This is a genomic window from Variovorax beijingensis (genome assembly GCF_003951285.1).
Taxonomy (GTDB): domain Bacteria; phylum Pseudomonadota; class Gammaproteobacteria; order Burkholderiales; family Burkholderiaceae_C; genus Variovorax; species Variovorax beijingensis.
In genome coordinates this window covers 1-25595 of sequence record NZ_RXFQ01000003.1, presented here as the reverse complement: position 1 = coordinate 25595, position 25595 = coordinate 1, and the positions used below count along the sequence as shown (strand labels likewise).

27 protein-coding genes and 1 pseudogene are annotated in these 25595 nt (G+C 68.5%); 8 read left to right on the top strand and 20 right to left on the bottom strand.

The features are described 5' to 3' along the window. Positions 1 to 8: 8 nt before the first annotated feature. The 13 genes from EJO66_RS05580 to EJO66_RS05520 all read right to left on the bottom strand — a co-directional run bounded on the left by EJO66_RS05580 (position 9) and on the right by EJO66_RS05520 (position 13069). Complete coding sequence (locus EJO66_RS05580) at positions 9 to 254, bottom strand: hypothetical protein (RefSeq protein ID WP_223262245.1); 246 nt, start codon at positions 252 to 254, stop codon at positions 9 to 11. Between the two features lie 122 nt (positions 255 to 376). Further along, entirely contained in the window at positions 377 to 1060 is a 684-nt protein-coding gene (locus tag EJO66_RS05575) for a DsbA family oxidoreductase (RefSeq protein WP_124958273.1), read from the bottom strand. 38 nt (positions 1061 to 1098) lie between these two features. Then, positions 1099 to 2508, bottom strand: coding sequence for an MFS transporter (locus EJO66_RS05570; protein ID WP_124958274.1), 1410 nt, complete (start codon positions 2506 to 2508; stop codon positions 1099 to 1101). Between the two features lie 30 nt (positions 2509 to 2538). After that, positions 2539 to 4431: a bifunctional sugar phosphate isomerase/epimerase/4-hydroxyphenylpyruvate dioxygenase family protein gene (locus tag EJO66_RS05565; RefSeq protein WP_124958275.1), complete on the bottom strand. Its 1893-nt coding sequence runs from the start codon at positions 4429 to 4431 to the stop codon at positions 2539 to 2541. A 143-nt stretch (positions 4432 to 4574) separates the two neighbouring features. Next, on the bottom strand, positions 4575 to 5339 hold the full coding sequence (locus EJO66_RS05560; RefSeq protein ID WP_124958276.1) for an alpha/beta fold hydrolase: 765 nt from the start codon (positions 5337 to 5339) through the stop codon (positions 4575 to 4577). Continuing rightward, positions 5336 to 6556, bottom strand: coding sequence for a multidrug effflux MFS transporter (locus tag EJO66_RS05555; RefSeq protein WP_124958277.1), 1221 nt, complete (start codon positions 6554 to 6556; stop codon positions 5336 to 5338). Before EJO66_RS05555 ends, EJO66_RS05560 begins: the two co-directional genes overlap by 4 nt. Beyond that, a complete protein-coding gene (locus tag EJO66_RS05550; RefSeq protein ID WP_124958278.1) occupies positions 6553 to 6981 on the bottom strand; it encodes a carboxymuconolactone decarboxylase family protein in 429 nt (142 codons plus the stop codon). The genes EJO66_RS05555 and EJO66_RS05550 overlap by 4 nt, the downstream gene beginning before the upstream one ends. After that, on the bottom strand, positions 6981 to 8189 hold the full coding sequence (gene pcaB / locus EJO66_RS05545; RefSeq protein WP_124958279.1) for a 3-carboxy-cis,cis-muconate cycloisomerase: 1209 nt from the start codon (positions 8187 to 8189) through the stop codon (positions 6981 to 6983). Before pcaB ends, EJO66_RS05550 begins: the two co-directional genes overlap by 1 nt. Before the next feature lie 100 nt (positions 8190 to 8289). Continuing rightward, the gene (locus EJO66_RS05540) at positions 8290 to 9123 is read right to left on the bottom strand and encodes a shikimate dehydrogenase family protein (protein ID WP_124958323.1); all 834 of its coding nucleotides are present in this window, start codon (positions 9121 to 9123) and stop codon (positions 8290 to 8292) included. A 27-nt stretch (positions 9124 to 9150) separates the two neighbouring features. Beyond that, positions 9151 to 10161: a TRAP transporter substrate-binding protein gene (locus EJO66_RS05535; protein ID WP_124958280.1), complete on the bottom strand. Its 1011-nt coding sequence runs from the start codon at positions 10159 to 10161 to the stop codon at positions 9151 to 9153. A gap of 51 nt (positions 10162 to 10212) precedes the next feature. Then, complete coding sequence (locus EJO66_RS05530) at positions 10213 to 11493, bottom strand: TRAP transporter large permease subunit (RefSeq protein ID WP_124958281.1); 1281 nt, start codon at positions 11491 to 11493, stop codon at positions 10213 to 10215. 15 nt (positions 11494 to 11508) lie between these two features. Then, complete coding sequence (locus EJO66_RS05525) at positions 11509 to 12069, bottom strand: TRAP transporter small permease (protein ID WP_124958282.1); 561 nt, start codon at positions 12067 to 12069, stop codon at positions 11509 to 11511. A gap of 76 nt (positions 12070 to 12145) precedes the next feature. Next, positions 12146 to 13069, bottom strand: coding sequence for a shikimate dehydrogenase family protein (locus EJO66_RS05520; protein WP_124958283.1), 924 nt, complete (start codon positions 13067 to 13069; stop codon positions 12146 to 12148). A 200-nt stretch (positions 13070 to 13269) separates the two neighbouring features. Here EJO66_RS05520 and EJO66_RS05515 point away from each other — a divergent pair, with 200 nt between their 5' ends. From EJO66_RS05515 to EJO66_RS05490, 6 genes are all read left to right on the top strand, one after another. Then, complete coding sequence (locus tag EJO66_RS05515; protein WP_124958284.1) at positions 13270 to 14064, top strand: IclR family transcriptional regulator domain-containing protein; 795 nt, start codon at positions 13270 to 13272, stop codon at positions 14062 to 14064. 71 nt (positions 14065 to 14135) lie between these two features. Beyond that, positions 14136 to 15143 carry a Bug family tripartite tricarboxylate transporter substrate binding protein gene (locus EJO66_RS05510; RefSeq protein ID WP_125964736.1) on the top strand — a complete coding sequence of 336 codons (1008 nt, stop codon included), beginning with the start codon at positions 14136 to 14138 and terminating at the stop codon, positions 15141 to 15143. Between the two features lie 25 nt (positions 15144 to 15168). Continuing rightward, on the top strand, positions 15169 to 15834 hold the full coding sequence (locus tag EJO66_RS05505) for a response regulator (RefSeq protein ID WP_124958286.1): 666 nt from the start codon (positions 15169 to 15171) through the stop codon (positions 15832 to 15834). Between the two features lie 9 nt (positions 15835 to 15843). Continuing rightward, the gene (locus tag EJO66_RS05500; protein WP_125964735.1) at positions 15844 to 17253 is read left to right on the top strand and encodes a sensor histidine kinase; all 1410 of its coding nucleotides are present in this window, start codon (positions 15844 to 15846) and stop codon (positions 17251 to 17253) included. Positions 17254 to 17280: 27 nt separating this feature from the next. Beyond that, positions 17281 to 18300, top strand: coding sequence for a tripartite tricarboxylate transporter substrate binding protein (locus tag EJO66_RS05495; RefSeq protein ID WP_125964734.1), 1020 nt, complete (start codon positions 17281 to 17283; stop codon positions 18298 to 18300). Between the two features lie 17 nt (positions 18301 to 18317). After that, positions 18318 to 18722 (top strand): DUF6194 family protein, encoded by a 405-nt coding sequence (locus tag EJO66_RS05490; RefSeq protein WP_124958289.1) that lies wholly within the window; start codon positions 18318 to 18320, stop codon positions 18720 to 18722. A gap of 27 nt (positions 18723 to 18749) precedes the next feature. Here the strand turns inward: EJO66_RS05490 and EJO66_RS05485 are convergent, their stop codons facing one another. Beyond that, a complete protein-coding gene (locus EJO66_RS05485; protein ID WP_124958290.1) occupies positions 18750 to 19400 on the bottom strand; it encodes a hypothetical protein in 651 nt (216 codons plus the stop codon). 172 nt (positions 19401 to 19572) lie between these two features. Here EJO66_RS05485 and EJO66_RS05480 point away from each other — a divergent pair, with 172 nt between their 5' ends. Then, positions 19573 to 19830, top strand: a complete 258-nt coding sequence (locus EJO66_RS05480; protein WP_124958291.1) for a hypothetical protein — start codon at positions 19573 to 19575, stop codon at positions 19828 to 19830. After that, positions 19815 to 20261, top strand: a complete 447-nt coding sequence (locus tag EJO66_RS05475; RefSeq protein ID WP_125964733.1) for a hypothetical protein — start codon at positions 19815 to 19817, stop codon at positions 20259 to 20261. Before EJO66_RS05480 ends, EJO66_RS05475 begins: the two co-directional genes overlap by 16 nt. 35 nt (positions 20262 to 20296) lie before the next feature. Here the strand turns inward: EJO66_RS05475 and EJO66_RS05470 are convergent, their stop codons facing one another. The 6 genes and pseudogenes from EJO66_RS05470 to EJO66_RS33450 all read right to left on the bottom strand — a co-directional run. Then, positions 20297 to 21526, bottom strand: coding sequence for an ROK family transcriptional regulator (locus tag EJO66_RS05470; protein WP_124958293.1), 1230 nt, complete (start codon positions 21524 to 21526; stop codon positions 20297 to 20299). Then, positions 21519 to 22316, bottom strand: a complete 798-nt coding sequence (locus tag EJO66_RS05465) for an ATP-binding cassette domain-containing protein (RefSeq protein WP_124958294.1) — start codon at positions 22314 to 22316, stop codon at positions 21519 to 21521. Before EJO66_RS05465 ends, EJO66_RS05470 begins: the two co-directional genes overlap by 8 nt. After that, positions 22316 to 23275, bottom strand: a complete 960-nt coding sequence (locus EJO66_RS05460) for an ABC transporter permease (protein ID WP_124958295.1) — start codon at positions 23273 to 23275, stop codon at positions 22316 to 22318. The genes EJO66_RS05465 and EJO66_RS05460 overlap by 1 nt, the downstream gene beginning before the upstream one ends. Positions 23276 to 23294: 19 nt before the next feature. After that, positions 23295 to 24299 carry a sugar ABC transporter substrate-binding protein gene (locus EJO66_RS05455; protein WP_125964732.1) on the bottom strand — a complete coding sequence of 335 codons (1005 nt, stop codon included), beginning with the start codon at positions 24297 to 24299 and terminating at the stop codon, positions 23295 to 23297. A gap of 196 nt (positions 24300 to 24495) precedes the next feature. Further along, positions 24496 to 24999, bottom strand: coding sequence for a pentapeptide repeat-containing protein (locus EJO66_RS05450; protein WP_124958297.1), 504 nt, complete (start codon positions 24997 to 24999; stop codon positions 24496 to 24498). 274 nt (positions 25000 to 25273) lie between these two features. Then, a pseudogene (locus EJO66_RS33450) lies at positions 25274 to 25595 on the bottom strand (hypothetical protein); the annotation flags it as partial.

Genomic DNA, 25595 nt, shown 5'->3' with positions numbered 1-25595 from the left:
CACCCCATTCACTCCGTGCGCAGGTCGTGGCGGCGCACGTCGCCGATGGCGGCATGGATCTCGTCGACCACCACCTGCTCGTCGCGCGAGACCTGCCCGTCTTCGGGGCGGCGGTGCTCCACTTTCCAGGCGGCCGTGCGCAGGTCGGACAGGGCGTGCAGGTAGAACGGGTGCCTGCCGTATTCGTCGGCCAACGCGGGCAGCGAGGCCGCGGCCATGAGAACGAATGCGGCGATGAGGCGTTTCTTCTTCATCTTCGGAGTTCCTGTGAGTGACGACGGTTCGAGGACGCTTCCTCAACCGCCGTGCCCCGCTCCGCGTTGACGCACTTTACCTTCGCAGCGCCGCGCAAGGCAGTGCGTAAGCCCCGGCTAAGTCAGGCAACCGCCACGCTGGCGGGTGCGGCGCCGGCAATCTGGCGCAAGGCGCGCTCGAACACCTCGACCGGCTGGCCGCCCGAGATCAGGTGCTGGTCGTTGATGATGATCGCGGGCACCGAATGGATGCCGGCGTCGGTGTACATGCGTTCACGCTCGCGGGTTTCGCGGGCGAACTCGTCGCTCGCAAGAATCTCGCGGGCCCGCGCCGCATCGAGCCCGGCCTCGGCGGCCAGGCGCACCAGCACCTCGTGGTCGGAGGGATTCTGGCGATCGGTGAAGTAGGCCTTCAAGAGCAGCTTCTTGAGCGCCGCCTGCCGGGCCGGGCTTTCGAGCTCGGCCCAGTGCAGCAGGCGGTGGGCGTCGAAGGTGTTGTAGATGCGCGGCCGGCCCTCGGGGCTGAACTCGAAGCCCACCTCGGCCCCGCGCTGGCGGATCATCTCGCGCGATTGCGCCTGCTGTTCACGCGTGGAGCCGTATTTCTGGCTCAGGTGCTCGAAGGTGTCCTGGCCTTCGGGCGGCATCTGCGGGTTCAGCTCGAAGGGCTGGAAATGCAGCTCCGCCGTGACATCGGGCGCGACGCGCCGCAGCGCCGCCTCGAGCGAGCCCAGGCCGACGGCGCACCAGGGGCAGGAGACATCGGAAACGAAATCGATCTTGAGATGGGAGGTCATGCCCGCCATTCTTCATCGCCCCGACGCCCTTGGTGCGCGCAAGGTCTTCAGGCCGCGGCCTTGGCTGCCATGCGTGCGGTGGCGAGCGTCTCTTCGCGCAGCCGGTCGTATTCGAGCTTGTCGACCGGCACCGCATCGGGATTGCCCAGGTCGTTCATGTGCACGCGGTAGGTTTCGCGCGCGCTCAGGGCCGAGATCGCGGCAATGGCGCAGATCGCCAGCGTGATGGCTCCGACGGTCAGCGGGATGTTGGCGGCGCCGGGGGGCGCGACCGCCACGAACAGCGCCGGCAGCAGCGCGGTGATCGCGGTGCCGATGTTCTGCGAGATCGCCATGCCCGAGACGCGGGTGCGGGTGGGGAACATCTCCGGATAGAAGCTCGGGAACACGGCGTTGTAGCCCTGGTAGACCACGCCCCACATCAGCAGCGACATCACGATGGCCAGCGGCACGTTGTGGATGCTGATGGCGTACAGGTAGCCGAACGACAGCAGGCCCGAACCGATGGCGCCGACGGCGATCGGCAGGCGACGGCCGACCTTGTCCGACAGGTTGCCCACGAACGGGATCACGATCACGGCCACGATGTTGCCCATCACCGGAATCCAGAGGTAGATGTCCTTCTCGAAGTTGATGCCGTAGCCCGGCTGCACTGCATAGGCGGCGCCGAAGATGGTCGCGACCACCGGGATCACGTTCATCAGCGAGCACAGCAGCACGCGCAGCATGTCGCCCCAGCTCTCGGTCACGGCCTGGATCACCGGCGCCTTCGGCTTCGTGCTCTTCTCGACTTCGGCAAAGGCGGGGGTCTCGTTCACTTCCTTGCGGATGATGTAGCCGGCCACGATGACGATGAAGCTCAGCAGGAACGGAATGCGCCAGCCCCAGGAATTGAAGGCGTCCTTGTCCATGTAGTGCGCGAGCGGCAGGAACACGGCGGCCGCCATGATCTGGCCGGCCTGCACGCCCTGCAGCGTGAAGCTCGCGAAGAAGCCGCGGCGCCCGAACGGCGCGTGCTCCAGGATCATCGAGCTTGCGCCCGAAATCTCGCCGGCCACCGCGAAGCCCTGGATCAGGCGCAGCACCACCAACAGCGCGGGTGCCCACAGGCCGACCTGGTCATAGGTCGGCAGCAGGCCGACGGCGATGGTGGAAAAGCCCATCAGGAACATGCACAGGATCAGCACCGTCTTGCGGCCGTGCGTGTCGCCCCAGTGGCCCAGCAGCAGTGCGCCGATCGGCCGTGCGACGTAGCCCACGCCATAGGTTGCGAGCGACGCGATGATCGCGATCTGCGGGTCACCCTTGGGAAAGAAGATCTGCGGGAAGATCAGCGCCGCCGCGGTGGCGTAGATGAAGAAGTCGTAGTACTCCAGCGCCGAGCCGATCCAGCCGCTCGCGGTGGCTTTCTTCGACTGGTGCTTGCCTTTCGGCTCGTGGGCCGTGATGGTTGCCATGGTTTGTCTCCGGGTTGACGAAAAGAATCTTTATTGCTGCGCCTGCGATGCCATGCGCGCGGGTGCGTTGAGCGCGCCGTAGGCGTCGTAGCCCGCGGTGCGCTGTGCCAGTTCGAAGAAGAGTCCGCCTTCGATGTTCTCGGTGTAGATGTGCAGGTAGTCGCCCGCGGGCGAACGGTCGAACAGCACGCCCGCCGCGCGCAGCCGTGCGAGCAGCGCCGGGTCCAGGTCGATGCGCGTGGCCAGGTCGTCGTAGTAGTTGTCCGAAATGGGCACGAAGCGCGTGCCGCCGGCGCGCAGCCGCTCCACGCTCTCGAAGATGTCGTCGCAGCGCAGCGCGATGTGGTGCACCGCGCCGCCGCCGGTCAGGCTCAGCGTGCGCGCGGTACGGGTGCGCTGGCTCAGCGACACGTTGAGCACCAGCCGCACGCTGCGATCGGCGTTGGCCACGCCGCGGCTGCGGATCAGGCCGAAGGGGTCGGCCAGCTCCAGGCTTTCGCCCGGCTCCAGCCCCAGCACGGCGCGCGTGAACAGCACCCAGGTGTCGAGCTGGTCGAGCGCGAGGCCGAGCGCCACGTGGTCGACCTGCGCGAGGCCGGCGCCGCGGACATCGGCCGCGGCGTCTTCCTCGAGGATGAAGTCGGCCTCGTACAGGCCGTTGGTGCCCAGGGCCTCGGGCACGAAGTGGATCAGGTTGCCGCCCGGCGCCACGATGGCCGGCACGCGCAATTCGTTCGGGCCGAGCGGGCTGTCGTGCCGCTGCGAGCGCATGGCCGTGGCACGCTCGACGGCGGCCAGCGGATCGGCGCAGCGCACGCCCAGCGCGCACACCGAGGTGCCGTGCGCCTCGAAGCGGCTGCGCGCGAACGAATCCGGTTGCGCATTGACGATCAGGTTGACCCCGCCCTGGCGGTACAGCGCCACGGCCTTGGAGCGGTGCCGGCCGACGCGGCGGAAGCCGAGTTGCTCCAGCAGCGCGCCGAGCGTGCCGGCCGAGGCCTCATCGGCCGCGAACTCGATGAAGGACAGGCCCGAGAGCGCCGGCACGGGCGGCGGGCTGAACAGTTCGATCTGCGGTTTCAGCGCTGGCGCATCGGCCGAGGAAGCCAGCCGCCGCTTCGCCTCGCTTTCGAGATACAGCAGCGAGCGCATGGCGTCCACCGCGGTGCGGCGGTTGGGCGTTTCGCGGAACAGGTCGTTGAAGATTTCCAGCGACAGCGGGCCGGTGTAGCCCGCGCGCAGCACCTGTTCGAAGAAGCCGATCACGTCGAAATCACCCTGCCCCGGGAACGAGCGGTGGTGGCGCGCCCACTGCAGCACGTCCATCGACAGCAGCGGCGCATCGGCCATCTGCAGGAAGAAGATCTTGTCGCCGGGGATGGCGGCAATGCCCGTGGCATCGTCCTTCAGCGACAGCGTGTGGAAGCTGTCGAGGATCAGGCCGAGCTGCGGGTGGTCGGCCTGCTTCACGATGTTCCAGGCCTGGCCGTACAGCGAAGTGTGGCGGCCCCAGGCCAGCGCCTCGAAGCCCACGCGAAGGTTGCGGCGCGCGGCGCGTTCCGCGAGCTCATGCAGCTGGGCGGCGGCCAGCGCCGGGTCGTTCACCGAGAGCGGCGAGGTGTTGGAGCAGCACAGCATCAGCGGCGCACCCATGGCCTCCATCAGGTCGAACTTGCGCTCGGCACGCTCCAGGCTGCGGCGGAACTGCGCCTCGGGCATGCCCTCGAAATCGCGGAACGGCTGGTACAGGTCGATCGAGAGGCCGAGGTCCGAGGCAATGCGGCGCAGCTCGGGGGCGCTGCCCTTGAAGTTGACGAAGTCGGCCTCGAACAGCTCGATGCCGTCGAAGCCTGCGGCCGAAACGGCTTCGAGCTTCTGGCGAAGCGTGCCGCTGAGGGAGACGGTGGCGATGGAGCGATGCATGGGAGGTGACTGTAGGAACAGCCGCTGCTGCCCACAACGCTCCACACAGGCTCAGTGTTCGATCATCGAACGCATGCGTGCATTATTCGCACGAAATAGGGGTTAGACCTAGGCCCGACCCCGTGGTCCGAAGGCCGCATTCCTCAAAGACTGCGCCAGTAATCGATCAGCAGCTGGGTGAACTCGACCGGCCGCTCCACCGCGCTCAGGTGCGCCGCATCGATGGTGGCCAGGCGCGCGCCGGGAATGGCAGCCGCGATGGCTTCGGACATCACCAGCGGCGTGGCCTCGTCCTGCAGCCCCGCGATCACCAGCGTGGGCACGGCGATGCGGCGATTGCTCTCGCGAAAATCGATGGCTGCCACCGCGTTGCAGCTTTCGATGTAGCCCTGTGCATCGGTGCGCACCAGCACGTCGTGCAGCACCTCGGCCGCAGCCTTGCCCTCCTGCGTGGTGACATAGCCGTGCGTGAGCCAGCGCGCCACCGCGCCCGGTGCAATGGCGGCCACGCCCTTGGCGGCCACCGTCTCGGCGCGCGCGCGCCACGGCGACTGGTCCGGGTAGTGGGCCGATGAATTCGCGATGACCACGCTGCGCAGCAGCTCGGGATGGCGCACCGCCAGCGCCTGCGCGGTCATGCCGCCCATCGACAGGCCGACGAAGTGCACCGGCTCCCCGCCCGCCTCGCGCTGGATGAGCTCGGCCGCGTCCTGCGCCAGCGTCTCCACGCGCAGCGCGCCCGGCACCACCTGCGAGCCGCCATGGTTGCGGTGGTCGTAGCGGATCACGGTGTGGGCGCGCGCAAGCTGCTCGGCCACGCCGTCCCACATGTGCAGGTCGCAGCCCAGCGCATGGCTCAGCACGACAAAAGGACCGCTGCCTTCGCGGACGACATTCAAACGGGTCATGGTGATTCCTTTTCTTTGATCGGATGTTGAAGACGCGGCAGCCAGAGGAACGCGATGGCCAGCAACCCGCAGCCCGCGAGCAGCATCGGAACGACCATCGGCCAGGCGCCGTTCGAAAAATCGGTGTCGACGAACTGCGCGGCCACCTGCCCGACGCTGAACGCCACCATCATCATGCCGAAACCCGACCACGACACGGCCCGCCCCGCGAGGTGCGGCAGGTCGCCCACGGCGCCGGCCTGGCCGCAGGGCTGGTGGATGCCGTGGCCCAGGCAGTAGACCGCGTGGCCCGCGAGCAGCGGCAGCGCGCTGTACGGCGCCAGCCAGCAGCCCAGCGCCTGGATCGCCGCGCCGGCCATGCTCAGCGTGGCGCCCAGCTGCACTGTGCCCACCGGCCCGTGCCTGCGCAGCAGGCGCCGGCACAGGGTGGTGCTGAAGATGTAGACGAGCGAACCGCCGGCCGGGATCCAGCCGTACATTGCGGGCGACCAGCCCAGGTAGCCGATGTAGACCATCGGCGACAGCAGCAGAAAGCAGAAAAGGCCGCCGTAGGTGGTTGCGGCCACCGAGGCCCAGGCCCGGAAGCTGCGGCTCGCGAACACGGCGCGGGCGCTGCCGCGCGGCGCCGAAAGCTCCCCGGCCAGCGGCCGCCGCGTCTCCGCGAACGAGCGCCAGCAGAGGGCAAGCAGCACCAGCGCGTAGAACGCCATCGAGGCCATCACCCAGCGCCAGCCGGCGCCCTGCACCAGCCATGCGCCCAGGAGCGGCGCCAGCAGCCCCACCACGCCCAGGCCCGTGAGCCCGCGCGCCATGACGTGCGGACCTTCGTGCGCGGGATAGAGGTCGCGCACCGCGGCGCGCGCGCACACCAGGATGGCCGCCATCGAAAAGCCCTGCAGCGTGCGCCAGCCCGCGAGCACCGCCACGCTGCCGGCGAAGGCACCGCCCAGCGCCGCGATCGCGTAGCAGCCGAGCCCCGCCAGCAGCACCGGCCGGCGGCCGAAGCGGTCGGCCAGCGGGCCGCACAGCAATTGCGCAAAGCCGAAGGCCAGCACGAACAGCGTGAGGCTGGTGCTGGCCGATCCAAGCTCCTTCGCGATGGCGGGCAGCGCGGGCAGGTAGCTGTCGGTGGCCACCGGCTGCGCCGCCAGCAGCAGCGGCAGCAGCAGGCCGAAGCCGGGTTCGAACCGGGCCTTGCGCAGGCTCGGCCCGGTCACTGGGAAGCCGCGGCCAGCAGGCCCTTCTCGCGCAGGATGCCGGTTGCGATGCCAAAGGCGTGGTTCGCCACCGGTACGCCGCAGTAGATGGCCGCCATCATGATGACTTCCTTGATGTCCTCCGGCGTGAGGCGCGACTCGAGCGGGCCGTCGAGCGCCGCGCGCACATGCATCGCGAATTCTTCATAGGCATGGATGCCCAGCATCATCGACAGCACCATGTAGCGGCGCGTCTTGTCGCCGAGCGCGGACCGGCCCCAGATGTCGTTCCAGGCATGGCGGGTGATGAGCTCCTGGAACTCGGCGTTGAACGCATTGCGGTTGGCGAGCGACTTGTCGACCCAGGCGTCGCCGAGCACGCGGCGGCGGTTGACGAGGCCGGCTTCGTAGTCGTTGGAAGGTGGGGTGCTTGCTTCGTCGGTCATCAGGGGGTGTCTTTCGCAGTCAGTTGGGCGCGCAGTGCCGCGACTTGCCGCAGCGCGGTTTCGCCTGCGGGGCCGGCCAGCGCGGGGTCGAACCATTCGTCCGCCGCCTCGCGCGGCAGTTCCGAGCGCAGGGTGTCGATGTTGGCACGCATGCGCGCCGCGTCGATCTGCAGGCCCGGCAGCGCACTGGCCAGCGCACGCGCGCTGCCGTGCGCCGACATCAGCAGCTGCGGCCATTCGGCCAGCTCGGCCTGCCAGCCGCCGAGCGCGCGCTCGTGTTCCTGCGGCATCGCGGCCAACAGCGCGGCCACGCGCTGCGGCGCGCGCTGGGCCGCGGCCAGCGCAACCATCGCCGCCACCGGGTTGCGCTTGTGCGGCATCGCGGAGGAGCCGCCGCGGCCCGGCTCGGTGGGCTCGGCCACCTCGCCGACCTCGTACTGGCCCATGAGCGCGATGTCGCGCGCGATCTTGCCGAGGCTGCCCGTGAGCAGCCCCAGTTCGCAGCCGAGCGCGACCCATTCGTCGCGCTGCGTGTGCCAGGTGGCGCCGGCATTGCCGAGGCCGAGCTCGTCCGCCACGCGCTGCACGACGGCCGGGCCCTGTCCCTTCATCTGCGCGAGCGTGCCGACGGCGCCGCCGAGCTGCACGCTCAGCGCATGGCGTGCGGCCTCGCGCAGGCGTGCGCGGCTGCGCACCAGCGGCGCGGCCCAGCCGGCGCACTTGAGGCCGAAGCTCGTGACCGAGGCGGGCTGCATCAGCGTGCGCGCAAGGATCGGCGTGGCGGCATGCTGCGCGGCGTGCTGCAGCAGCGCCTCGATGGCGCGGTCGACATCGGCTTCGATCAGCGCAATGCCTTCGCGCGTGACCAGCGCCATCGCGGTGTCGATCACGTCCTGGCTGGTGCTGCCGAAATGCACGAAGGGCACGGCGGCGGGATTGAACAGGCCCACGGCCTCCTTCAAGGCCTTGACCAGGGGAATCGCGACGCTGCCCGCACGGCCGCTGTCGCGCACGATCTTGGCCACGTCGAACAGCTCGACCTTGCAGCTGCCGACGATCGAATGCGCGGCCGTCTCCGGCACCAGCCCGAGCGCGGCCTGCGCGCGGGTCAATGCGGCCTCGAAACGCAGCATCGCGCCGACGAAATTGTGGTCGCTGAAGGCGGAAAGCGTCTCGGACGTGGAAAGGAAGCCTTCGAAAATGCTCATGGTGAATGTCTTCTTGCGTCAAAAAAATCGAGTGAGCGCAACAGCATTACACCGCGTCTTCCCTCGCGCCGCACGGCGCAGGGCCGGCGTTGCACACTGCTCAGTAGCTGATCTTCGCCTCGGCACGCAGCGCGTCGGCCGTGGCGGTGCCGAAGCCGAAGAACTCGAGGTATGCGGGAATCATCTCGAACAGCATGTCGGTGCCCACCTGCACGGCGCAGCCCTTGTCGCGGGCGGCACGCAGCAGCGGCGTGTATTCGGACTTCATGACCACTTCGCCGACGAAGGTCGAGGCCGCGATGCGGTCCACGTCGAAAGGCAGCGGATCGCCTTCCTTCATGCCCAGCGGCGTGGCATTGACGATGAGGTCGAAGCCGGCCGGATCGCTGGAGCCGGTGGATACGGCCAGCGCCGGATAGTGCGTGCGCAGGCGCCCGGCCAACGCTTCGGCCGAAGCCGCGTAGGCATCGAAGAGCGCAATTTCCGCAACGCCGGCCGCAGCCAGCGAGGCCGCAATTGCCGAGCCCACGCCGCCGCTTCCGGAGACCAGCACGCGCGCGCCCTCGAGCGCGCAGCCCTTGCGCAGCACGCCGCGCACGAAGCCGGCGCCGTCGAACTGGTCGCCCACCAGCGTGCCGTCGGCGCGCTTGAGCACGGCGTTGCAGGCGCCGGCAATCTTTGCGGTGGGCGTGACCTCGTCGACCAGGCCCATGGTCGTGATCTTGTGCGGCATGGTCACCAGCGCGCCCCGGATGTTGGTGAGCCGGAACAGCGCGGCGAAGGCCGCCGGATAGTCCTCGGGCTTCACGCCCATCGGCACCACGACGGCGTCGATGCCCTGCTTCTCGAACCAGGGGTTGTAGATCATCGGCGCCTTGAAGCTTTCGGTGGGAAAGCCCAGGTGCGCGACGAGGGTGGTCTTGCCGGTGATCATGGTGTTCTTCACTCGCCCCTTCCTGGATTACTTGCGAACCTTGGCGATCTCGGCGTACAGCTCCTTGACCACGGCCTCGCCCACCAGTGCGCTGTGCTTGTCCACCACCGGCTTGACCTTGTCGCGAAGGCGCTGCATTTCGGCGGGGCTGAATTCGGTCACCTGCATGCCGGCCTTCTTGAGATCCTCCAGCGCGGCCTGCGCCTGGCCACGCGACACTTCGCGCTCGAACCTGGTGGCTTCTGCGGCCGCTTCGGTCATGATTTTCTTTTCGGCATCGCTGAGCGAATCCCAGAGCTTCTTGCCGACGATCAGCGCCTGCGGGTTGTAGACGTGCTGCGTGAGCGCCAGGTGCTTTTGCACTTCGGCGAACTTCGACGTGCGGATGACCGTGTTCGGATTCTCCTGGCCGTCGACCGCCTTCTGTTCGAGCGCCGGATAGAGTTCCGGAAAAGGCATGGGCGTGGCATTGGCGCCGAGCGTATTGAAAAGATCGATGTAGATCGGCGACTGGATCACGCGGATCTTCAGGCCGGCCAGGTCTTCCACCTTGTTGATCGGGCGCTTGCTGTTGGTCACGTTGCGAAAGCCCAGGTCCCAGTAGCCAAGCCCGATGAGGTTCTTGGCCGCGAGTTCCGAGAACAGCTTCTTGCCGAAAGGCCCGTCGGTCACCGCATCGGCTTCCTGCGGATTGGCGAACAGGAACGGGAAATCGAAGACCGCGAAGGCCTTGACCTGGTTGGAAAGGATACCGGCGTTGAGCACCGTCATCTCGACGGTGCCGCCCTGGATCGCCGACACGGTCTGCACGTCGCCGCCGAGCGTGCCGCCCGGGAACAGCTTGACCTGCATCTTGTTGCCCGACTTCTGCGCGACGAGTTCGCCGAACTTCTTCGCGCCCAGGGCCTGCGGATGATCGCCCTGATTCTGGAACGCGAACTTGATCGAACGCTCCTTGATGTCCTGCGCAACGGCAGCAGCCACGGGCAGCAGCATCGCGATGCCGAGGCAAAGCGCCCGGGTGATGGTCTTCTTCATGGATTGTCTCCTTGGGGGTTGAGTCAAAAACAGGGAACGTGAAACGCAGGGTCAGCCGGCGAACCAGCGCATGGGCACCAGCACCAGCGAGGGGAAAAATACGAGCAGGAACATCACGATGAACTGCGCCGTCATGAACGGCAGCACGCCGCGCGTCACCTCGTCCATCTTCATCCTGCCGACGCCTGCCACGACGTTGAGCACGGTGCCCACCGGCGGCGTGATCAGCCCGATGGCATTGTTGATGATGAACAGCACGCCGAAGTAGACCGGGTCGATGCCCGCGGCCTTGACCACCGGCATCAGGACCGGCGTGAGGATCAGGATGGTGGGCGTCATGTCCATGGCCGTGCCGACCGCCATCACGAGCACCATGATCGCGATCAGCAGCAGGGTCTGGTTGCCCATGAAGGGCTCCAGCAGGCTGATGAGCTTGCTCGGCAGGTCGGCCACCGTGATGAGCCAGGCGGAAACCATGGCCGCCGCCACCAGGAACATGATCACGGCCGTGGTCTTGGCCGCGCTCACGAAGACCCGATAGAGCTGCGCGAAGCTCATCTCGCGGTAGACCACCATCGCAACGAACAGCGCGTAGACTGCCGCGACCACGGCCGCCTCGGTGGGGGTGAACACGCCCATCTTGAGACCCACCAGCACGATCACCGGCAGGAACAGGGCCCAGAGCGACTCCTTCAACGCCTTCGCGCGCTCGGCGCCGGTGGCCTTGGGCGCCGGCTGGATGTTCTCGCGCTTGGCAACCCACCACCACGCAAGGGCGATGCCTGCTCCCAGCATGATGCCGGGCACGATGCCCGCGAGGAACAGCTTGCTGATCGACACATTGGCGGCCACGCCGAAGATCACGAAGCCGATCGAGGGCGGAATGACCGGAGCGATGATGCCGGCCGAGGCGATGAGGCCCGCCGCGCGCGCCTTGTCGTGGCCCGCACGCACCATCATCGGCAGCAGCAGTGCCGCGAGCGCGGCCGTGTCCGCCACTGCCGAGCCCGAGAGCGCGGCCAGCAGGCAGGCCGCCAGGATGGCGACGAAGCCGAGCCCGCCGCGGCGATGGCCGACGAGCGTCAAGGCGAGGTTGACGATGCGCTTGGAGAGGCCGCCGACGTTCATGATCTCGCCGGCCAGCATGAAGAACGGCACGGCAAGCAGCGGGAAGCTGTCGGCGCCATTCACCACGTTCTGCGCCAGGATCTGCGCGTCGAACAGGTCGAGGTGCACCATCAGCGCCATGCCCGAAAGCAGCAGCGAATACGCGATCGGAATGCCCAGCGCCATTGCGCCGAGCAGGGAGCCGAGGAAGATGAATACGGTCATGGTGGTCTCCGGCGCTCAGCGTTTGTCGTGCGCGGCCCGCTCGGCCGCTTCGTCGCGCTGGAGCTGCGCAAGGTCTTCCGACTCCTGCACCATCACGAGCTCCTCTTCGCTCAGCCGGCCGGTGAGCGCACGCACCAGGTCGCTCAGCAGGAACACCGCCGCCGAGGCCGCGAACACGATGCCCGAGGCGTAGAAGATCGCGGTCGATGCGCCGGTCACCGGCGCCTCCACGTCCCAGTTGATCCTCGCCTGCGCCAGGCTGCCGCTGAACAGCAGCCAGGTCGCATACAGCATGAGCAGATGGCTCACGACAAGGCAGATCTTCTTGCCCAGCACCGGCAGGCGGGCCACCAGGAAGTCAGTGCCCAGGTGCGCGCGCTCCTTGACCGCGACCACCGCCCCCAGGAACGTGACCCACACGAAGAGCCATCGCGACACTTCCTCCGACACGGTAATGCCCGAATTGAAGGCGTAGCGAAGCACCACGTTGCCGAACACCAGCACGACCATGATGGCAAGCGCCAGCGCGATCAGCGCATCGAGCAACTTGCAGTAGCCGTCGAAAATCCTTGTCATTGCGTCTCCTCCTTGAAAATTGGTTCCCATGCCGATCGCTTCGAGCCCGGCAGCCCACCGGGCCGCGGTCCCTCTGTCAAGCCACGCTCGGGGACTGGTAGCGCAGGGGCTGGGTGATCTCGGCGTGCATGGCCGGCGGATAGATCAGTTCGCGCAGGAAATCCGCATCCTTGCGCAGCGCTTCGGCCGCATCCTTGTGGCCGAAGTACCCGAAGTAGTGCGGCATCTGCTGGATCAGCATCTCGAAGCCGGCCTGCGCATTGAGGCCGCGCGCGCGTGCGGCACGCACCAGCGGCGTCGGCTGGTTGCGCAGCAGGATGTCGAACAGCGCGGCATGGGAGTCCATGCGCGCGACATCGACGGGCAGCGCGTCGGCCTCGTCCAGGCCCAGCGGCGTGGCGTTGATCACCAGGTCGTAGCCTTCGGGCGCATTGCTGTCGACCGCCACCACGTTGGCATCGAAGAAGGCGTCGAGCTTGGCCGCCACGCCGGCCGCCCTGCCGGCCGAGGTGTCGTAGAACGCGATGTGTTCGGCGCCGTCGACCGTGCCGCCTTCGGCCAGCGCCACGCCGATGGCCGCGGCGCTCACGCCGGCGCCCAGGATCAGCACCCGCTTGCCGCGGAACGGAATATTGAAGTGATCGAGCGCGCCCAGCAGGCCTTCGCCGTCGAACAGGTCGCCCTCCAGCTCGCTGTTCTCGATGCGGCGCACCACGTTGACCGAGCCCGCCACGCGGCCGAACAGGCCGCAGCCGTCGAGCAGGTCGACCGCCAGCGGCTTGTGCGGCGGCGCAATCACCATGCCGCGCACGTTGCGCGCGAGGAACGCCGACTTGAAGAACACCGCGAAATCGCGCAGCGGCACCTGCACGGGCACCAGCACCGCGTCGATGCCGAAGCGCTCGAAGGCGGCGTTGAACATCCGGGGCAGGCGCACGTTGCGCACAGGGTCGCCGGGAATCAGGTACGCCAGGGTGCTGCCGCTGATGGAGGTGGTCATGTCTTGCCTCTTTTTGTACGGCAATCGCTCCAGGGCCATTGCCAAGGCGAACTTTAGCCACCTCGCTGCGGATTTCGCTCAGGAATCAAGTCCAGATCGATCGACAATCGTCCTTATTCGTTCGATGATCGTACATAAACAGGGTTTGTCCTGATCTGGCCGGGCCGCCGCACCGCCCGCCGCACGGCACACTCCGGGCCATGAGCACCGATGCCACCGATCTTTCTCCCGCGCCCGCCGGCCTCGACAAGCGCGACTGGATCGCCGGCCTGGAACGCGGCGTGAGCATCATCGAGGCCTTCGACGACGCCCATCCGCGCCTTACCGCCAGCCAGGCCGGCGAACGCACCGGCATGACGCGCACGGCCGCGCGGCGCTACCTGCTGACACTGCAGCACATGGGCTACGTGGCCAGCGACGGCAAGCTGTTCTGGCTCACGCCGCGCGTGCTGCGGCTCGGCCAGTCGTACCTCGACTCGGCGCGGCTGCCGCGCATCGTCCAGCCCTTTCTGCAGCGCGTGGCCGCGGGCACCAGCGAGATCGCCTACCTCAGCGTGATGGACGGCGACGAGGTGGTCTACATCGCGCGCAACGGCCCCAACCGCAGCATGAGCACCGGCTACGTGCTGGGCGCGCGGGTGCCGGCACAGGTCACGGCCGCGGGCATGCTGATGCTCGCGCTGCGCGGCGACGCCGAGCTGGCCGACTGGCTCGCCACGCGGCAGCTGCAGGTGTTCACCTCGCACACCATCGCAAGCATGGAGCGCATGAAGCTGGAGCTCGCGCGCATCCGTGCACAGGGCTGGGCGCTGTCGGAACAGCAGCTGGACCTCAACTCGCGCGGCATTGCGGTGCCGCTGCGCGACCGGCACGGCACGCTGGTGGGGGCGCTCAACATCACGATGCCGATGGGCCATGAAAGCTCCGAGGATGCGGTGGCGCGCGTGCTGCCGGTGCTGCGCGAAACGGCGCAGGCCATGCGCAACCTGATCTGACTGACAGCTTTCCGACAGCATCCGTCGGGCAGGATGCGGGCTTTCCCAAACAAGCGATGGAGACAAGCACCATGTTCGACGACTTCCTGAACGACCCGCAGCCCACGCGCCGCCAATGGCTGCAGGGCGGCTCCGCGCTCGCCCTCGGTGGCCTGCTCCCCTCGCTGGCCGCGGCCCAATCCGGCTGGCCCAGCAAGTCGATCCGCTTCGTCGTGCCCTTCGCACCGGGCGGCAGTTCGGAGATCGTCGCGCGCTCCACCGCCGCCGAGCTTTCGCGCACGCTGGGCCAGAGCGTCTTCGTCGACAACAAGCCGGGTGCGGCCGGCAACATCGCGATGAGCGAGGTGGCGCGCAGCACCGACCAGCACACGCTGATCCTCGGGCACATCGGCACGCTGGCGGTCAACCCGTACATCTTCGCCAAGCTGCCCTACGACGCGAACAAGGACTTCAAGCCGGTGAGCCTGCTGGCCAAGGTGCCGAGCCTCTACGTGGTGCACCCGGACGTGCCGGCGAAGAACCTCAAGGAGTTCATCGCCTATGCCAAGTCGAAGCCGGGGAAGCTGAGCTACGGCTCCGCGGGCAACGGCAGCGCGGGCCACCTGGCCTTCGAGTACCTGAAGATGACGGCGGAGGTGTTCATGCTGCACGTGCCCTACCGCGGCACGGGTCCGATGGTGACCGACCTGCTCTCCGGCCGCCTCGACGCGTCGGCCATCGGCGCCGCGGCGATCATTCCCTTCATCAAGGCCGGCAAGGTGCGCTGCATCGCCACCGGCTCGGCCAAGCGGCTGCCGCAGCTGCCCGACGTGGCCACCGTGGCCGAGCAAGGCTTCCCGGGCTTCGAGATGACGCAGTGGTACGGCATGCTCGCGCCGGCCAACATCGAGCCGGCGAACCTGGCCAAGCTCTCGGCCGAGACGATGAAGGCCGTGAAGTCGCCCGAATCGATGCAGCGGCTGACCGGCGACGCGGCCGAAGCCATCGGCGGCACGCCCGAGCAGTTCACGCAGTTCATCGCCGCGGAACAAGCGCGCTGGCAGAAGGTGATCGCAAGGGCAAACATCAAGCCGGATTGAGCGTTCCAGGCCCTAGCATCGCGCCATGCGCATCCTGCTGGCCGAAGACGAACACACCCTGGGCACCTGGCTCTGCAAGGCGCTGGAGTATGCGGGCATCCAGGTCGAATGGGTGGACGACGGCCGGCTCGCAGACCGGGCGCTGCAGCAGCGCGACCACGATGCGCTGGTGCTCGACCTGGGCCTGCCGGGCATGGACGGCCACACGGTGTTGCAGCGGCTGCGCGAACGCGACCAGCGGCTGCCGGCGCTGATCCTCACGGCGCGCGATTCGCTGAACGAGCGCGTCGCCTCGCTCAACGCGGGCGCCGACGATTTTCTGGCCAAGCCCTTCGCGCTGGCCGAGCTCGAGGCGCGGCTGCATGCGCTGGTGCGGCGTGCGCGGGGCGTGGAGCATCCGCGCCTGGCCTGCGGCCCGCTGGTGTACGACGGCGCGCGCCGGCAGTTCGTGCTGAACGGCGAAACGCTGGCGCTGTCGCCGCGCGAACTGGCGGTGCTGCGCGTGCTGGTGCAGCGCAGCGGCGAGCCGCTCTCGAAGCAGCAGATTCTCGAGCGGGTGTTTTCCGATGACGAAGAGGTGCACCCCGAGGCGGTCGAAGTGTTCGTCTACCGGCTGCGCAAGCGGCTCGACGGCAGCGGGGTCCGCATCGTTACGCTGCGCGGGCTCGGCTATGTGCTGGAAGCGGACTGAGTACGCGTGATGCAGGGCATCGCCGACCGGCTCAGGCGCGCGAGTCTCTGGCAGCGGCTCGCGCTGCTGCTGTTCCCCGCCCTGCTGGTGGTGACCGGCCTCGAGCTGTGGATGACGCGGCACGACGCGCTGGCCGCGGCCAATGCGGCCTACGACCGCTCACTGCTGGGCGCGCTCAAATCCATCGACGCCAATATCTCGACCGCCTCGGGCGGCCTCTCCGTCGAGCTGCCGTACACGATGTTCGAGTTCTTCGAGCTCACGGCGAGCGGTCAGGTGTTCTTTCGGGTGGCGACTTCCGACGGGCTGGTCGAGCTCGGCAGCGCCGACCTGCCCGCGCCGCCCGCCGAACTGAAGATGGGCGTGCCGGCCTTCTACGACGCGACCTATTTCGGCGAGGCCGTGCGGCTTGCGGCCTACCGGCGCGACCTGGACCGCGCGCCCGCCGGCAGCAGCGGGCGCAGTGTGCTGATCCAGGTGGGCGAGAGCACGCGCTCGCGGCAGGAGTTCAGCGCGCGCTTCGTGCGCAGCGCCGCGTTGCGCGACGGGTTGGTGCTCGCGTTGCTGCTGTGCGGCACCGCGATCGCGCTCGCCGCGGCGCTGCGCCCGCTGTCGCGGCTCGCGCGCGAGGTGCAGGCCCGCACGCCCGACGACCTGACGCGCATCGCGGAGACCGACCTGCCGGCCGAAGTGCGCCCGCTCGTCGCTGCGGTCAACCAGCAGATGTCGCGCACGCAAGACCTGGTGACGCAGCAGCGCCAGTTTCTCGACGACGCCTCGCACCAACTGCGCACCCACCTGACCACGCTGCAGATGCAGGCCGACTACGCGAAGCGCGAACAGGACCCGGTGCAGGTACAGGCCGCGCTCGACGCCCTCGGCACCGAGATCGGCCGCGCGACGCGCAGCGCGCAGCAGCTGCTCGCGCTGGGCCGCAGCGACACCGTGGCGGTCGAGCCCGCCGAGTTCGACCTCGCGGCGCTGCTGCGCGAAGTGGCCGTCGACCTGCTGCCGCTGGCGCGCGCCAAGCGCATCGACCTGGGCATTCATGCGCCGGCGCCAGAGTTCTTCGCGGTCGCGGACCGGGGGCTCATGCGCGAGGCGCTGGGCAACCTGGTGGCGAACGCCATCGCCTACACCCCTGCCGAGGGAACGATCACGCTCTTTGCCGCGGGCGACGCAGCCGGATGGAGCCTCAACGTCGAGGACGACGGCCCCGGCCTGAGCGAAGAAGAACGCACCGCGCTGGGCCAGCGCTTTCGCCGCGGCGCGCGCGCCGGCAAGGGCGGCTTCGGCCTGGGGCTGGCCATTGCGCGCTCCATCGCGCAGCGGCACCGGGGCGAGTTGCGGCTCGAAGCACGCGAGGCGGGCACGGGCCTGCATGCGATCATCTGGTGGCCCCGGCCGGCCGCCGGCTAGCCACTGCCCGCGTTGCGCACACAGCCCATGCCGATCCCCACTGCCACCCGCCGCCATGCGCTTCGCGCATTGTCGGCATTGCTGCTGCTCGCAAGCCTTCGCGCCGCCGAGGCATCCGCCGGCGATCCGTCCGAAGCAGCGGCGGACTGCATCATTCCCGCCAAGGCGGGCGGAGGCTTCGACCTCACCTGCGCCCTCGCGCGCGACGCGCTGCAGGCGGTGCGCCCGGCGCGCCCGCCGCTCGGCCAGCGCTACCTGCCGGGCGGCATCGGTGCCGTGGCCTTCGACCGCATCGCCACCGGGCGGCTCGGCGGGCCGGGCACGCTGGTGGCGTTCTCGAGCGGCTCGTTGCTCAACCTGGCACAGGGCCGCTTCGGGCCCCATCCGCCGTCGGCCGTGCGCTGGATCGCCACGCTCGGCACCGACTACGGCGTGATCGCCGTACACCGCGACTCGCCCTACAGGCAGCTGCAGGACCTGATCGCCGTCCTGCGGCAAGGCCCCTCGCGCGTGGCCTTCGGCGCGGGCGGCACGGTCGGCAGCCAGGACTGGGTGAAGGCCGCGCTGCTGGTGCGCGCCGCGGGGCGCGATCACAAGGCGATGCGCTTCGTGTCCTTCGAAGGCGGCGGCGATGCACTCGGCGCGCTGCAGGGCAAGCACGTGGACGTGTTCCCCGGCGATGCGGCCGAGGCGCTGCAGGCCATCGCGGGCGGCGCGGCGGTGCGGCTGCTGGCGGTGCTGTCGGAGGCGAGGCTGGGCGGCGCGCTCGCCGGCGTGCCGACCGCGCGCGAGCAAGGCGTGGACATCGTCTGGCCCACCGTGCGCGGCCTGTACCTCAGCGCCAGCGTGCCCGAGGCGGCCGTGCGCGCATGGACCGTCGCATTCGCCGAAGCCACGGCCGCACCCGGCTACGCGGCACTGCGCGAACGGCACAGCCTTTATCCTTTCGCGCTGACCGGCGCTGCGCTCGACGACTACGTGCAGGCCCGCATCAAGACCTACCAGGCGCTCGCGGACGAGCTCGGCCTGCGCCGCTGGAAGCCCTGAGCACACGAAGCATCTCCATGACCGAAGACGACATCACCCAACACATCATCGACTCGCTCGGCGGCGGCCATTTCGAAGTGGCCGACGACAACACCTTCTTCTTTCACGGCGCGGACAACAAGTTTCCCTTCGCCACCATCGTCACGAAAGACAGCGCGTTCGACAGCGCCTCGAAGCTCGATCGCCCCGGCGTCTTCCGCCTCAACGTGGGCGTCGGCAAGGAGACCTTCCGCGCGCTGTTCGGCGAGCAGGAGACGGCCGGCGTCGACTTCACCGCGATCGACAGGCTGATGCCGCATCCGGTGTACGCAAAGATGTATTGGGTCAGCGTGATCAACCCGGGCGACAGGACCTTCGAGACCGTGAAGCCGCTGATCGCCGAAGCCCGCGGCCTTGCGGCCGCGAGAGACAAGGGCAAGTAGCCCGGCGGCCGCCTGGCCGGGGCGCGCTCACGCCGATGGGCGGGACAGAGCGGCCAGCTTCTTCTTCGCGCTTTGCAGGAGGCCGGCCCTTTCGACGGGCGGTCGGGCCTTCGTATCCCCGAGCGCAATGATCTCCAGCGCGGAGGGCGCCGCAAGCTTCGACGCGAGCGGGTCGCGCGGCGTCAGGCTGTTGAACCTGGCGTTCGAGATGACGTGCATCTTCAGGTGGCGGTGGATGCTCTTCGACAGTTTCTGACAGGCGGCCGTCATGGCGGCTTCGTCGGGCGTCAGCTGGCCGTGCACGACGAGGAGCTCCACGGTGCCGTCCTGGTCCTCTCCCAGGACGAAGGCGCGCAGGACCGAATCCTTGAACTTGGTGCGCAGCATCGAGCGCACCGGTTCGGCGGCGGCGAACGACTTCAGCGCGATGCTGCGCAGTTCGTCGTGAAAGATGAACGTGCGGTCGACAGAGACGGTATCGGCCTGGTCCGCCTTCGGCTTTTGCCGCTTCAGGATGCCGCTGCCGACCAGGTGCTCCAGGGTGCGCGCCACGTCGTCGGGGGCGAGCTTCGATCGCCGGGCCAGCTCGCTGGAAGAAAACGGTTGGTCGGGCGCCGCGTAGGCGACCCTCAAGAGCTTTTGCACCTCGGGGGCGAAAAGGAAATCTGCGGCACTCATTTTTTCCCGGTTCTCGACAAGGGGAACGCATTATCGAGACACCTGCCCCCAAGGCGCGGTTCTATCCGCGGCGTTTTCGAGGCGGATTCCGTCACGGCACATGGCGCAGGCCTACAGCGATGCCCGGCGCCTGCCACCAAGAATGGCCGGACACCAACCAGGAGTTTCGGTCATGAGCCTGGAACAGACGATCGACAAGTTCAAGCAAGTGGATGCCGCGCGCGCCGACTACCCCGGGGAGCACCTCGTCGTGCTCGGCGCCGGCGTGCTGCTTCTGCTGGCGGCGGGCCGCAGCCGCTCGTTCCTCATGCGCATCGCTGCCGGCGCGGCCGGCGGCGCGCTGATCGCGCGGGCTGCGAGCGGCACCGGTGGCATCGCGAAGCTCGCCGGGACACTGCAAGCCGGGGGCTGGTCATGGCTGCGGCGCTGAAGTCGCGGGCCGCCGCGCCCCGATCCAGTTCCGGCTCCGAACGGTACTGGGCGCCGTGTCTTGGCGTGGCGCTGCTGGCGGTGTCTCTCTTCTACGTGACATTGAATGACCTCGTGCACGAGAGCGCGGCGCGCGCGCCCGCCTTGCCCCCTGCGGTCATGCCAGCCTCCGTCGAGGCCCCGCGTGCGACGGCACGCGCGTCCGAAGAACCCGTCGCGCCGCCGGCGAACGCAACTTCCGAGGCCCCGGCGATCGCCCCCGTGGCGGCCCCGGCAGAGCCGCCCGCAAAGGCCGCGCCAGCCTTCGTCGAGGTGCAAAAGTGCGTCATGCCCGAAGGCGATGCTGTCTATTCCGATGGGCCCTGCCCCGAGGGCGCAAGCGCGAGCACGCTGCGATTGCCGCGCAACCTGCACGCAGCGGCGAGGCCGTGAGCGCCTGAAGTCGGTCGGCGCACCCGGGCGGCCCCTCAGGCTGCCTTCAGGAACACGTCGTGGTCCGGCGCGAAGTTGGCGTGCAGCGGCAGCATCGCACCACCGAGCGCGCAGGCCTGCGCACCCACCCTGCCCCCATGCAGCTGCGGCGGCCACAGGCCTTCCCAGTTGCACCGGGCCAGCGCGGCGCGGGTCTGCTCGAGCAAGGCTTGCAGCAGCGAGCGCGACATCGATCCATCCATCACCACGTCGGCGAGGTCGAGCACCGCCGTGCTGCTGACGATGGCGTGCGCCAGCGCCAGCGATGCGGAGCCGAGCCAGGCCTGCGTCGCGGCGGCGAACGGCGCCTGCAGGGCGCGGTCGTCGTAGGCGGCAGTGGGGTCGAGCCCCTCGCCTTGCAGGCGCTGCTCCAACTCCCACAGCGAGGCCTCGGCCATCACCTGCGGCGGCAGTGCCGCGCCCCGGCCGGCCTGCGCCGGCTGCATCGGCAGCGAGGCCAGCGCGCCCGCATTGCCGTGCGCGCCGGTGTGCAGGTGCGAATCGATGACCAGCCCGCCCCCCACGAAGGTGTCGACGAAGATGTAGAGAAAGCTCTTGAGGTCATGGCCGCGCCCGCCGACCAGCTCGGCCACGCAGGCCGCCACTGTGTCGCGCGCAAAGCTCACCGGCACATCGGTGCGCGCCTTGACCTCGTCCAGCAGGTTCATCTGGTTCCAGAGATCCGACTGCGCCTTCGACAAGCCCAGCGTGCGGTGCCAGCCGCCAAGCAGGAACGGCGCGGCCAGGCCGGCGCCGACATTGCGCGCGGCCAGCGGCCCCAGTCCGTCGCGCAGCCGGTGGATGTGCCGGGCGATCGCGGGCAGCAGTTCGTCCGCATCCGGAAAGTCGTAGCTGATGGCATGGCGCTCGCGCACCTGCGCCGTGAAGTCGATCAGCAGCCATTCGGCGCCGCGCCGGCCCACCTTGATGCCGATCGCAAAGGCGCCGTCCGGGTTGAGCGCCAGCGGCACCGAGGGCTGCCCGACGCGGCCGCGCACCCGGCTCTGCTTCACGATCAGCTGGTCTTCCTCGAGCCGCGCGGTGATGAGCCCGATGGTCTGCGCACTCAGCCCGGTGAGCCGCGCGAGGTCGGCCTTGGGCAGGCTGGTGTGAACGCGCAGCGCCTGCAGCACCACGCGCTCGTTGAACTGGCGCATGCCGACCTGGTTGGAGCCGCGCGGGCGCAACAGGTCGGGCGAGCGCGCAGCGGCTTCTGCATCAGGCATGCGCCTCCGCGGGCAGCTGGTCGGCGGTCATGGCGCCGGTCATCACGGCCACCGTGTCGCTCATGCTGATCTTCTTGGGGTTGAGCACCGCCGCGCGCTTGCCCAGGCGCGCCACGTGGATGCGGTCGGCCACCTCGAACACATGCGGCATGTTGTGGCTGATGAGCACCACGGGCAGGCCGCGATCGCGCACGCGGCGGATCAGCTCGAGCACCATGTTGCCCTCCTTCACGCCCAGCGCCGCGGTCGGCTCGTCCATGATGACCACGTGCCGCGCGAAGGCCGCGCTGCGCGCCACCGCCACGCACTGGCGCTGGCCGCCCGAGAGCGTTTCCACGGCCTGCGTCATCGACTGGATGCCGACTTTCAGGTCCGCCATGCGGGCCGCGCTCTCGTGCAGCATCTTCTTCTTGTCGAGCATGCGCAGCATGTTGCCCAGGAAGCCGGGGCGGCGCAGCTCGCGGCCGAGAAAGAGGTTCTCGTAGATCGTCATGGCCGGTGCCACGGCCAGGTCCTGGTAGACCGTCTCGATGCCCGCGCGCCGCGCGTCGAGCGGATTGCGGAAGTGCACCGGCTCGCCGTCGAGCAGGATCTCGCCCTCGTCCGGCACGATGGCACCCGACAGCGCCTTGATCAGCGACGACTTGCCCGCGCCGTTGTCGCCGATCACCGCGAGGATTTCCCCTTCGCGCAGTTCGAAGTCGACACCGTCGAGCGCCGTGACCTGGCCGTAGCGCTTCACCAGGCCCTTGGCCTGCATCACGATCTTTGGATTTGCGGCGGTGTTCATCAGCGGGCTCCCCGGCGCGAGAGTTGATCGGCCGCCACCGCCAGGATCACGAGCACGCCCGTCACCAGCACCTGGTAGATCGACGACACGCCCATCAGCGTGAGGCCGTTGCGGAACACGCCCACGATCAGCACGCCGATCAGCGAGCCCAGCACCACGCCGCGGCCGCCGAACAGGCTGGTGCCGCCGAGCACCACGGCCGTGATGGCGTCGAGGTTCTCGGTCTGCCCCGCGTTCGGGTCGCCCACGCCGGTGCGCGCCACCGACAGCAGCGAGGCAATGCCGTAGAGCGCGCCCGCCGCCACGTACACGCCCAGCAGCACGCGCTGCGTCGGAATGCCCACCAGGCGCGTGGCCTCGGCGTTGTTGCCCACCGCGTAGATGTGCCGCCCCGCGGCCGTCTCGCGCAGCACGAACCAGGCGAGCGCATAGAGCACCAGCATCAGCACCGCGCCCCAGGCCACCGCGGCACCGCCGACGGCAAAGGTGGTGCCCAGCCCCGTGAGGCCGGCGGGCAGGTCCGTGATGGTCTGCGAGGACGAATACAGCTGCGTGATCGCGAACGCGATGTTCAGCGTGCCCAAGGTCACGATGAAGGGCGGCAGCTTGATGCGCGTGACCAGCAGGCCGTTGACCAGCCCGAACAGCGTCGTCACGCCCACGCCGCAAAGAATGGCCACCGGCACCGGCAGCCCGAGCTCGGTCGCGAACTTGCTCATGATGATGCCGCCCAGCGCCATCACCATGCCGCACGACAGGTCGATGCCCGCCGTGAGGATGATCAGCGTCTGGCCGATGGCGATCACGCCGACCACCATCACCTGCTGCAGGATCAGCGAGAGGTTGTCCCCCGTGAGAAAACGGTCGGACTGGGTCGCAAAGAAGATGCATGCGCCAAGCAGGGCCAGCCACGGCCCCAGGGCGCCCCACGGAATGTGGTGCGTTGGAGATTTCGCCATCAGCAAGCTCCGGGCTTTCTTACTTCTTGCCCCAGCACAGCTCGGCACCGGTCTTGGTGTCCTTGCTGTCGACGCCGGCCACGCTCTTGCCCGCGATCAGGGTCACGCCCGTATCGACGTAGCCCGAAGCCTTCTTGCCCGTCTTGGCAAACTCCACGCCCGCTGCCACGCCCATGGCGGCCATCTTGAGCGGGTACTGCTGCGACGTGGCGGCAATGATGCCGGCGTTGGTGTCCTTGATGCCCTGGCAGCCGCCGTCCACCGAGACGATCAGAACGCCCTTCTCCTTGCCAGCGCGCTTCAGTGCGTTGTAGGCACCGGCCGCGGCGGGCTCGTTGATGGTGTAGACCAGGTTCACCTCGGGCGCCTTCTGCAGGCAGTTTTCCATCGCGGTCTGCGCCTTGGCCTGGTCGCCGAAGCTGTCCGCCATGCAGACGATCTCGGGCGCCTTCGACAATTCGTTCGACTTGGCGTCGTTCGCCGGCAGGCCGAAGCCCTTCATGAAGCCGTTGTGCCGCTGCGCCCCCACCGGATGGCCCGGCAGCAGGTCCAGCGCGACGATCTTGGCCGGCTTGCCGGCCATCGCGGCCTTGGCGTATTCGCCGATCAGCACGCCGGCCGTGTAGTTGTTGGTGGCAAAGAGCGCGTCGGTCGCATCCGGCGGATCGGCCGGGCTGTCGAGCGCGATCACCATCACGCCCTTGTCGCGCGCCTTCTTGATGGCCGGCACGATCGCCTTGGCGTCGCTCGGCGTGATCAGGATGGTCTTGGCACCCGCGGCAATCATGTTTTCCATGGCGGTGATCTGGCCCGCGTTGTCGCCGTCGGCCTTGCCCGAGCCGGAAAGCAGCTTGGCGCCGAGCCTCTTGGCCTCTTCCTGCGCGCCCTCCTTCATCTTGACGAAGAAGGGGTTGGTTTCGGTCTTGGTGACCAGACCGATGACGGGCTGGTCGGCGGCGAAGGCGGCGGACGATGCAGCCAGGGACATGGCCGCCATGGCCAGGATGGAGCGGGAGCTGAGCATGGGTTGTCTCCGTACGTTCGTTTGGCGGGCGGCAGGCGCCCGCAGGGCTGGATAACCGGCCGCGTGCCCCGTGTGCAAGGGAGCGGCGGCCGGACGCAGGGAGACTATCGATGAGGGGAGCGACTAAATCAAGTGGTTTTAGTTATCGAAAACCCGGGGTTGAAGGGGCTCGCATCGCGTCCCCGTCCTTGCCCCTTCACCGGCTGTTGTTGAGCACGGCGCCTTCGAATTCGAGCTGCTCGAAATAGCTGCTCGTGAAGTCGACCTGCTCGCCGCGCAGATTTTTGGCATGCACGTCCGTTCCCTTGCACTCCAGCACCTGCACGTTCCGCCAGTCGCTGCCGTCGAAATTCATGCCGTTCCAGGTGCACTGGACAAAACGGCAGCCGCGAAGCGAGCTCTGGCTGAATTGCGCCTGGTCGAAGGCGCAGCGCGTGAACACGCAATCCGCCATGGCGACGCGCTCGAAATTGCAGCGCGTGAAGCTGCAGCCGTCGAGCTGGCAGGCGGTCCAGCCGGCGCGCCGGAAGACCGTGTCCGTGAAGCTGCTGCCCGAGAAGGACGACGCGGCGAACTGCGCCGTTTCCAGGTCGAGCCCCGCGTAGGCATTGGCGTCGCTTTGGCCGGCCAGGCCCGCGGGTGCACCGCCGAGGCCTTTTCGCCATTTGTCGTGGTCGAGGATGATTTGTTGGGCGGTCATTGTTTATGGCGGGTAGAGTCTTTTTCCACTGGGCACGCGTCGCATTCGGCAACCGATCAACGCTTCGATTCCAAAATGGGATCGCCGTCTGCGCAACCGACGAAGCGCCATTGGCTGGGCCAGAAGTTCGCTTTGGGGCCGTCCGGCGCTTCCTTTCCAAACTCGGCGATCGCATCAAGAGGATCTGGAGGAACCTCGAATTTGGCCAGATTCCCCTTCTTGCATTGCACTCCCTGAATGATTTGATCGTTCGCAAGTTCGATGATGCCCGGGTATCCATCAGCCGGCCGGCCATGCTGCGGCCATCACCGCCCAGGCGCACCGCGACGCGGGTGGTGACGCGGCCGGCGGGCTGCGCGTTGGCACCGGTGTCGTCGGACGGGTGGCCGATGTTGCCCGCCGGATCGAACGCGAAGGTCTCGCGCCCCAGGCGGCTGTGGGCTTCCAGCAGGCGCCCCACGGGGTCGTAGCGGTAGCTCAGGTTGCCGCGGCGGCTGTCGCCGATGGCCGTCAACTGGCCGGCCTTGTCGTAGGCATAGCTGCGGCGGATGCCCACGGCCTCGACAGCGCCCGGCCTGGTCTGCGAGATCTGCTGC

Coding starts and splice junctions, on each gene's coding strand:
- EJO66_RS05580 (WP_223262245.1), bottom strand. CDS start 254: ATGAAGAAGAAACGCCTCATCGCCGCATTCGTTCTCATGGCCGCGGCC.
- EJO66_RS05575 (WP_124958273.1), bottom strand. CDS start 1,060: ATGGCGGGCATGACCTCCCATCTCAAGATCGATTTCGTTTCCGATGTC.
- EJO66_RS05570 (WP_124958274.1), bottom strand. CDS start 2,508: ATGGCAACCATCACGGCCCACGAGCCGAAAGGCAAGCACCAGTCGAAG.
- EJO66_RS05565 (WP_124958275.1), bottom strand. CDS start 4,431: ATGCATCGCTCCATCGCCACCGTCTCCCTCAGCGGCACGCTTCGCCAG.
- EJO66_RS05560 (WP_124958276.1), bottom strand. CDS start 5,339: ATGACCCGTTTGAATGTCGTCCGCGAAGGCAGCGGTCCTTTTGTCGTG.
- EJO66_RS05550 (WP_124958278.1), bottom strand. CDS start 6,981: ATGACCGACGAAGCAAGCACCCCACCTTCCAACGACTACGAAGCCGGC.
- pcaB (WP_124958279.1), bottom strand. CDS start 8,189: ATGAGCATTTTCGAAGGCTTCCTTTCCACGTCCGAGACGCTTTCCGCC.
- EJO66_RS05540 (WP_124958323.1), bottom strand. CDS start 9,123: ATGATCACCGGCAAGACCACCCTCGTCGCGCACCTGGGCTTTCCCACC.
- EJO66_RS05535 (WP_124958280.1), bottom strand. CDS start 10,161: ATGAAGAAGACCATCACCCGGGCGCTTTGCCTCGGCATCGCGATGCTG.
- EJO66_RS05530 (WP_124958281.1), bottom strand. CDS start 11,493: ATGACCGTATTCATCTTCCTCGGCTCCCTGCTCGGCGCAATGGCGCTG.
- EJO66_RS05525 (WP_124958282.1), bottom strand. CDS start 12,069: ATGACAAGGATTTTCGACGGCTACTGCAAGTTGCTCGATGCGCTGATC.
- EJO66_RS05520 (WP_124958283.1), bottom strand. CDS start 13,069: ATGACCACCTCCATCAGCGGCAGCACCCTGGCGTACCTGATTCCCGGC.
- EJO66_RS05515 (WP_124958284.1), top strand. CDS start 13,270: ATGAGCACCGATGCCACCGATCTTTCTCCCGCGCCCGCCGGCCTCGAC.
- EJO66_RS05510 (WP_125964736.1), top strand. CDS start 14,136: ATGTTCGACGACTTCCTGAACGACCCGCAGCCCACGCGCCGCCAATGG.
- EJO66_RS05505 (WP_124958286.1), top strand. CDS start 15,169: ATGCGCATCCTGCTGGCCGAAGACGAACACACCCTGGGCACCTGGCTC.
- EJO66_RS05500 (WP_125964735.1), top strand. CDS start 15,844: ATGCAGGGCATCGCCGACCGGCTCAGGCGCGCGAGTCTCTGGCAGCGG.
- EJO66_RS05495 (WP_125964734.1), top strand. CDS start 17,281: ATGCCGATCCCCACTGCCACCCGCCGCCATGCGCTTCGCGCATTGTCG.
- EJO66_RS05490 (WP_124958289.1), top strand. CDS start 18,318: ATGACCGAAGACGACATCACCCAACACATCATCGACTCGCTCGGCGGC.
- EJO66_RS05485 (WP_124958290.1), bottom strand. CDS start 19,400: ATGAGTGCCGCAGATTTCCTTTTCGCCCCCGAGGTGCAAAAGCTCTTG.
- EJO66_RS05480 (WP_124958291.1), top strand. CDS start 19,573: ATGAGCCTGGAACAGACGATCGACAAGTTCAAGCAAGTGGATGCCGCG.
- EJO66_RS05475 (WP_125964733.1), top strand. CDS start 19,815: ATGGCTGCGGCGCTGAAGTCGCGGGCCGCCGCGCCCCGATCCAGTTCC.
- EJO66_RS05470 (WP_124958293.1), bottom strand. CDS start 21,526: ATGCCTGATGCAGAAGCCGCTGCGCGCTCGCCCGACCTGTTGCGCCCG.
- EJO66_RS05465 (WP_124958294.1), bottom strand. CDS start 22,316: ATGAACACCGCCGCAAATCCAAAGATCGTGATGCAGGCCAAGGGCCTG.
- EJO66_RS05460 (WP_124958295.1), bottom strand. CDS start 23,275: ATGGCGAAATCTCCAACGCACCACATTCCGTGGGGCGCCCTGGGGCCG.
- EJO66_RS05455 (WP_125964732.1), bottom strand. CDS start 24,299: ATGCTCAGCTCCCGCTCCATCCTGGCCATGGCGGCCATGTCCCTGGCT.
- EJO66_RS05450 (WP_124958297.1), bottom strand. CDS start 24,999: ATGACCGCCCAACAAATCATCCTCGACCACGACAAATGGCGAAAAGGC.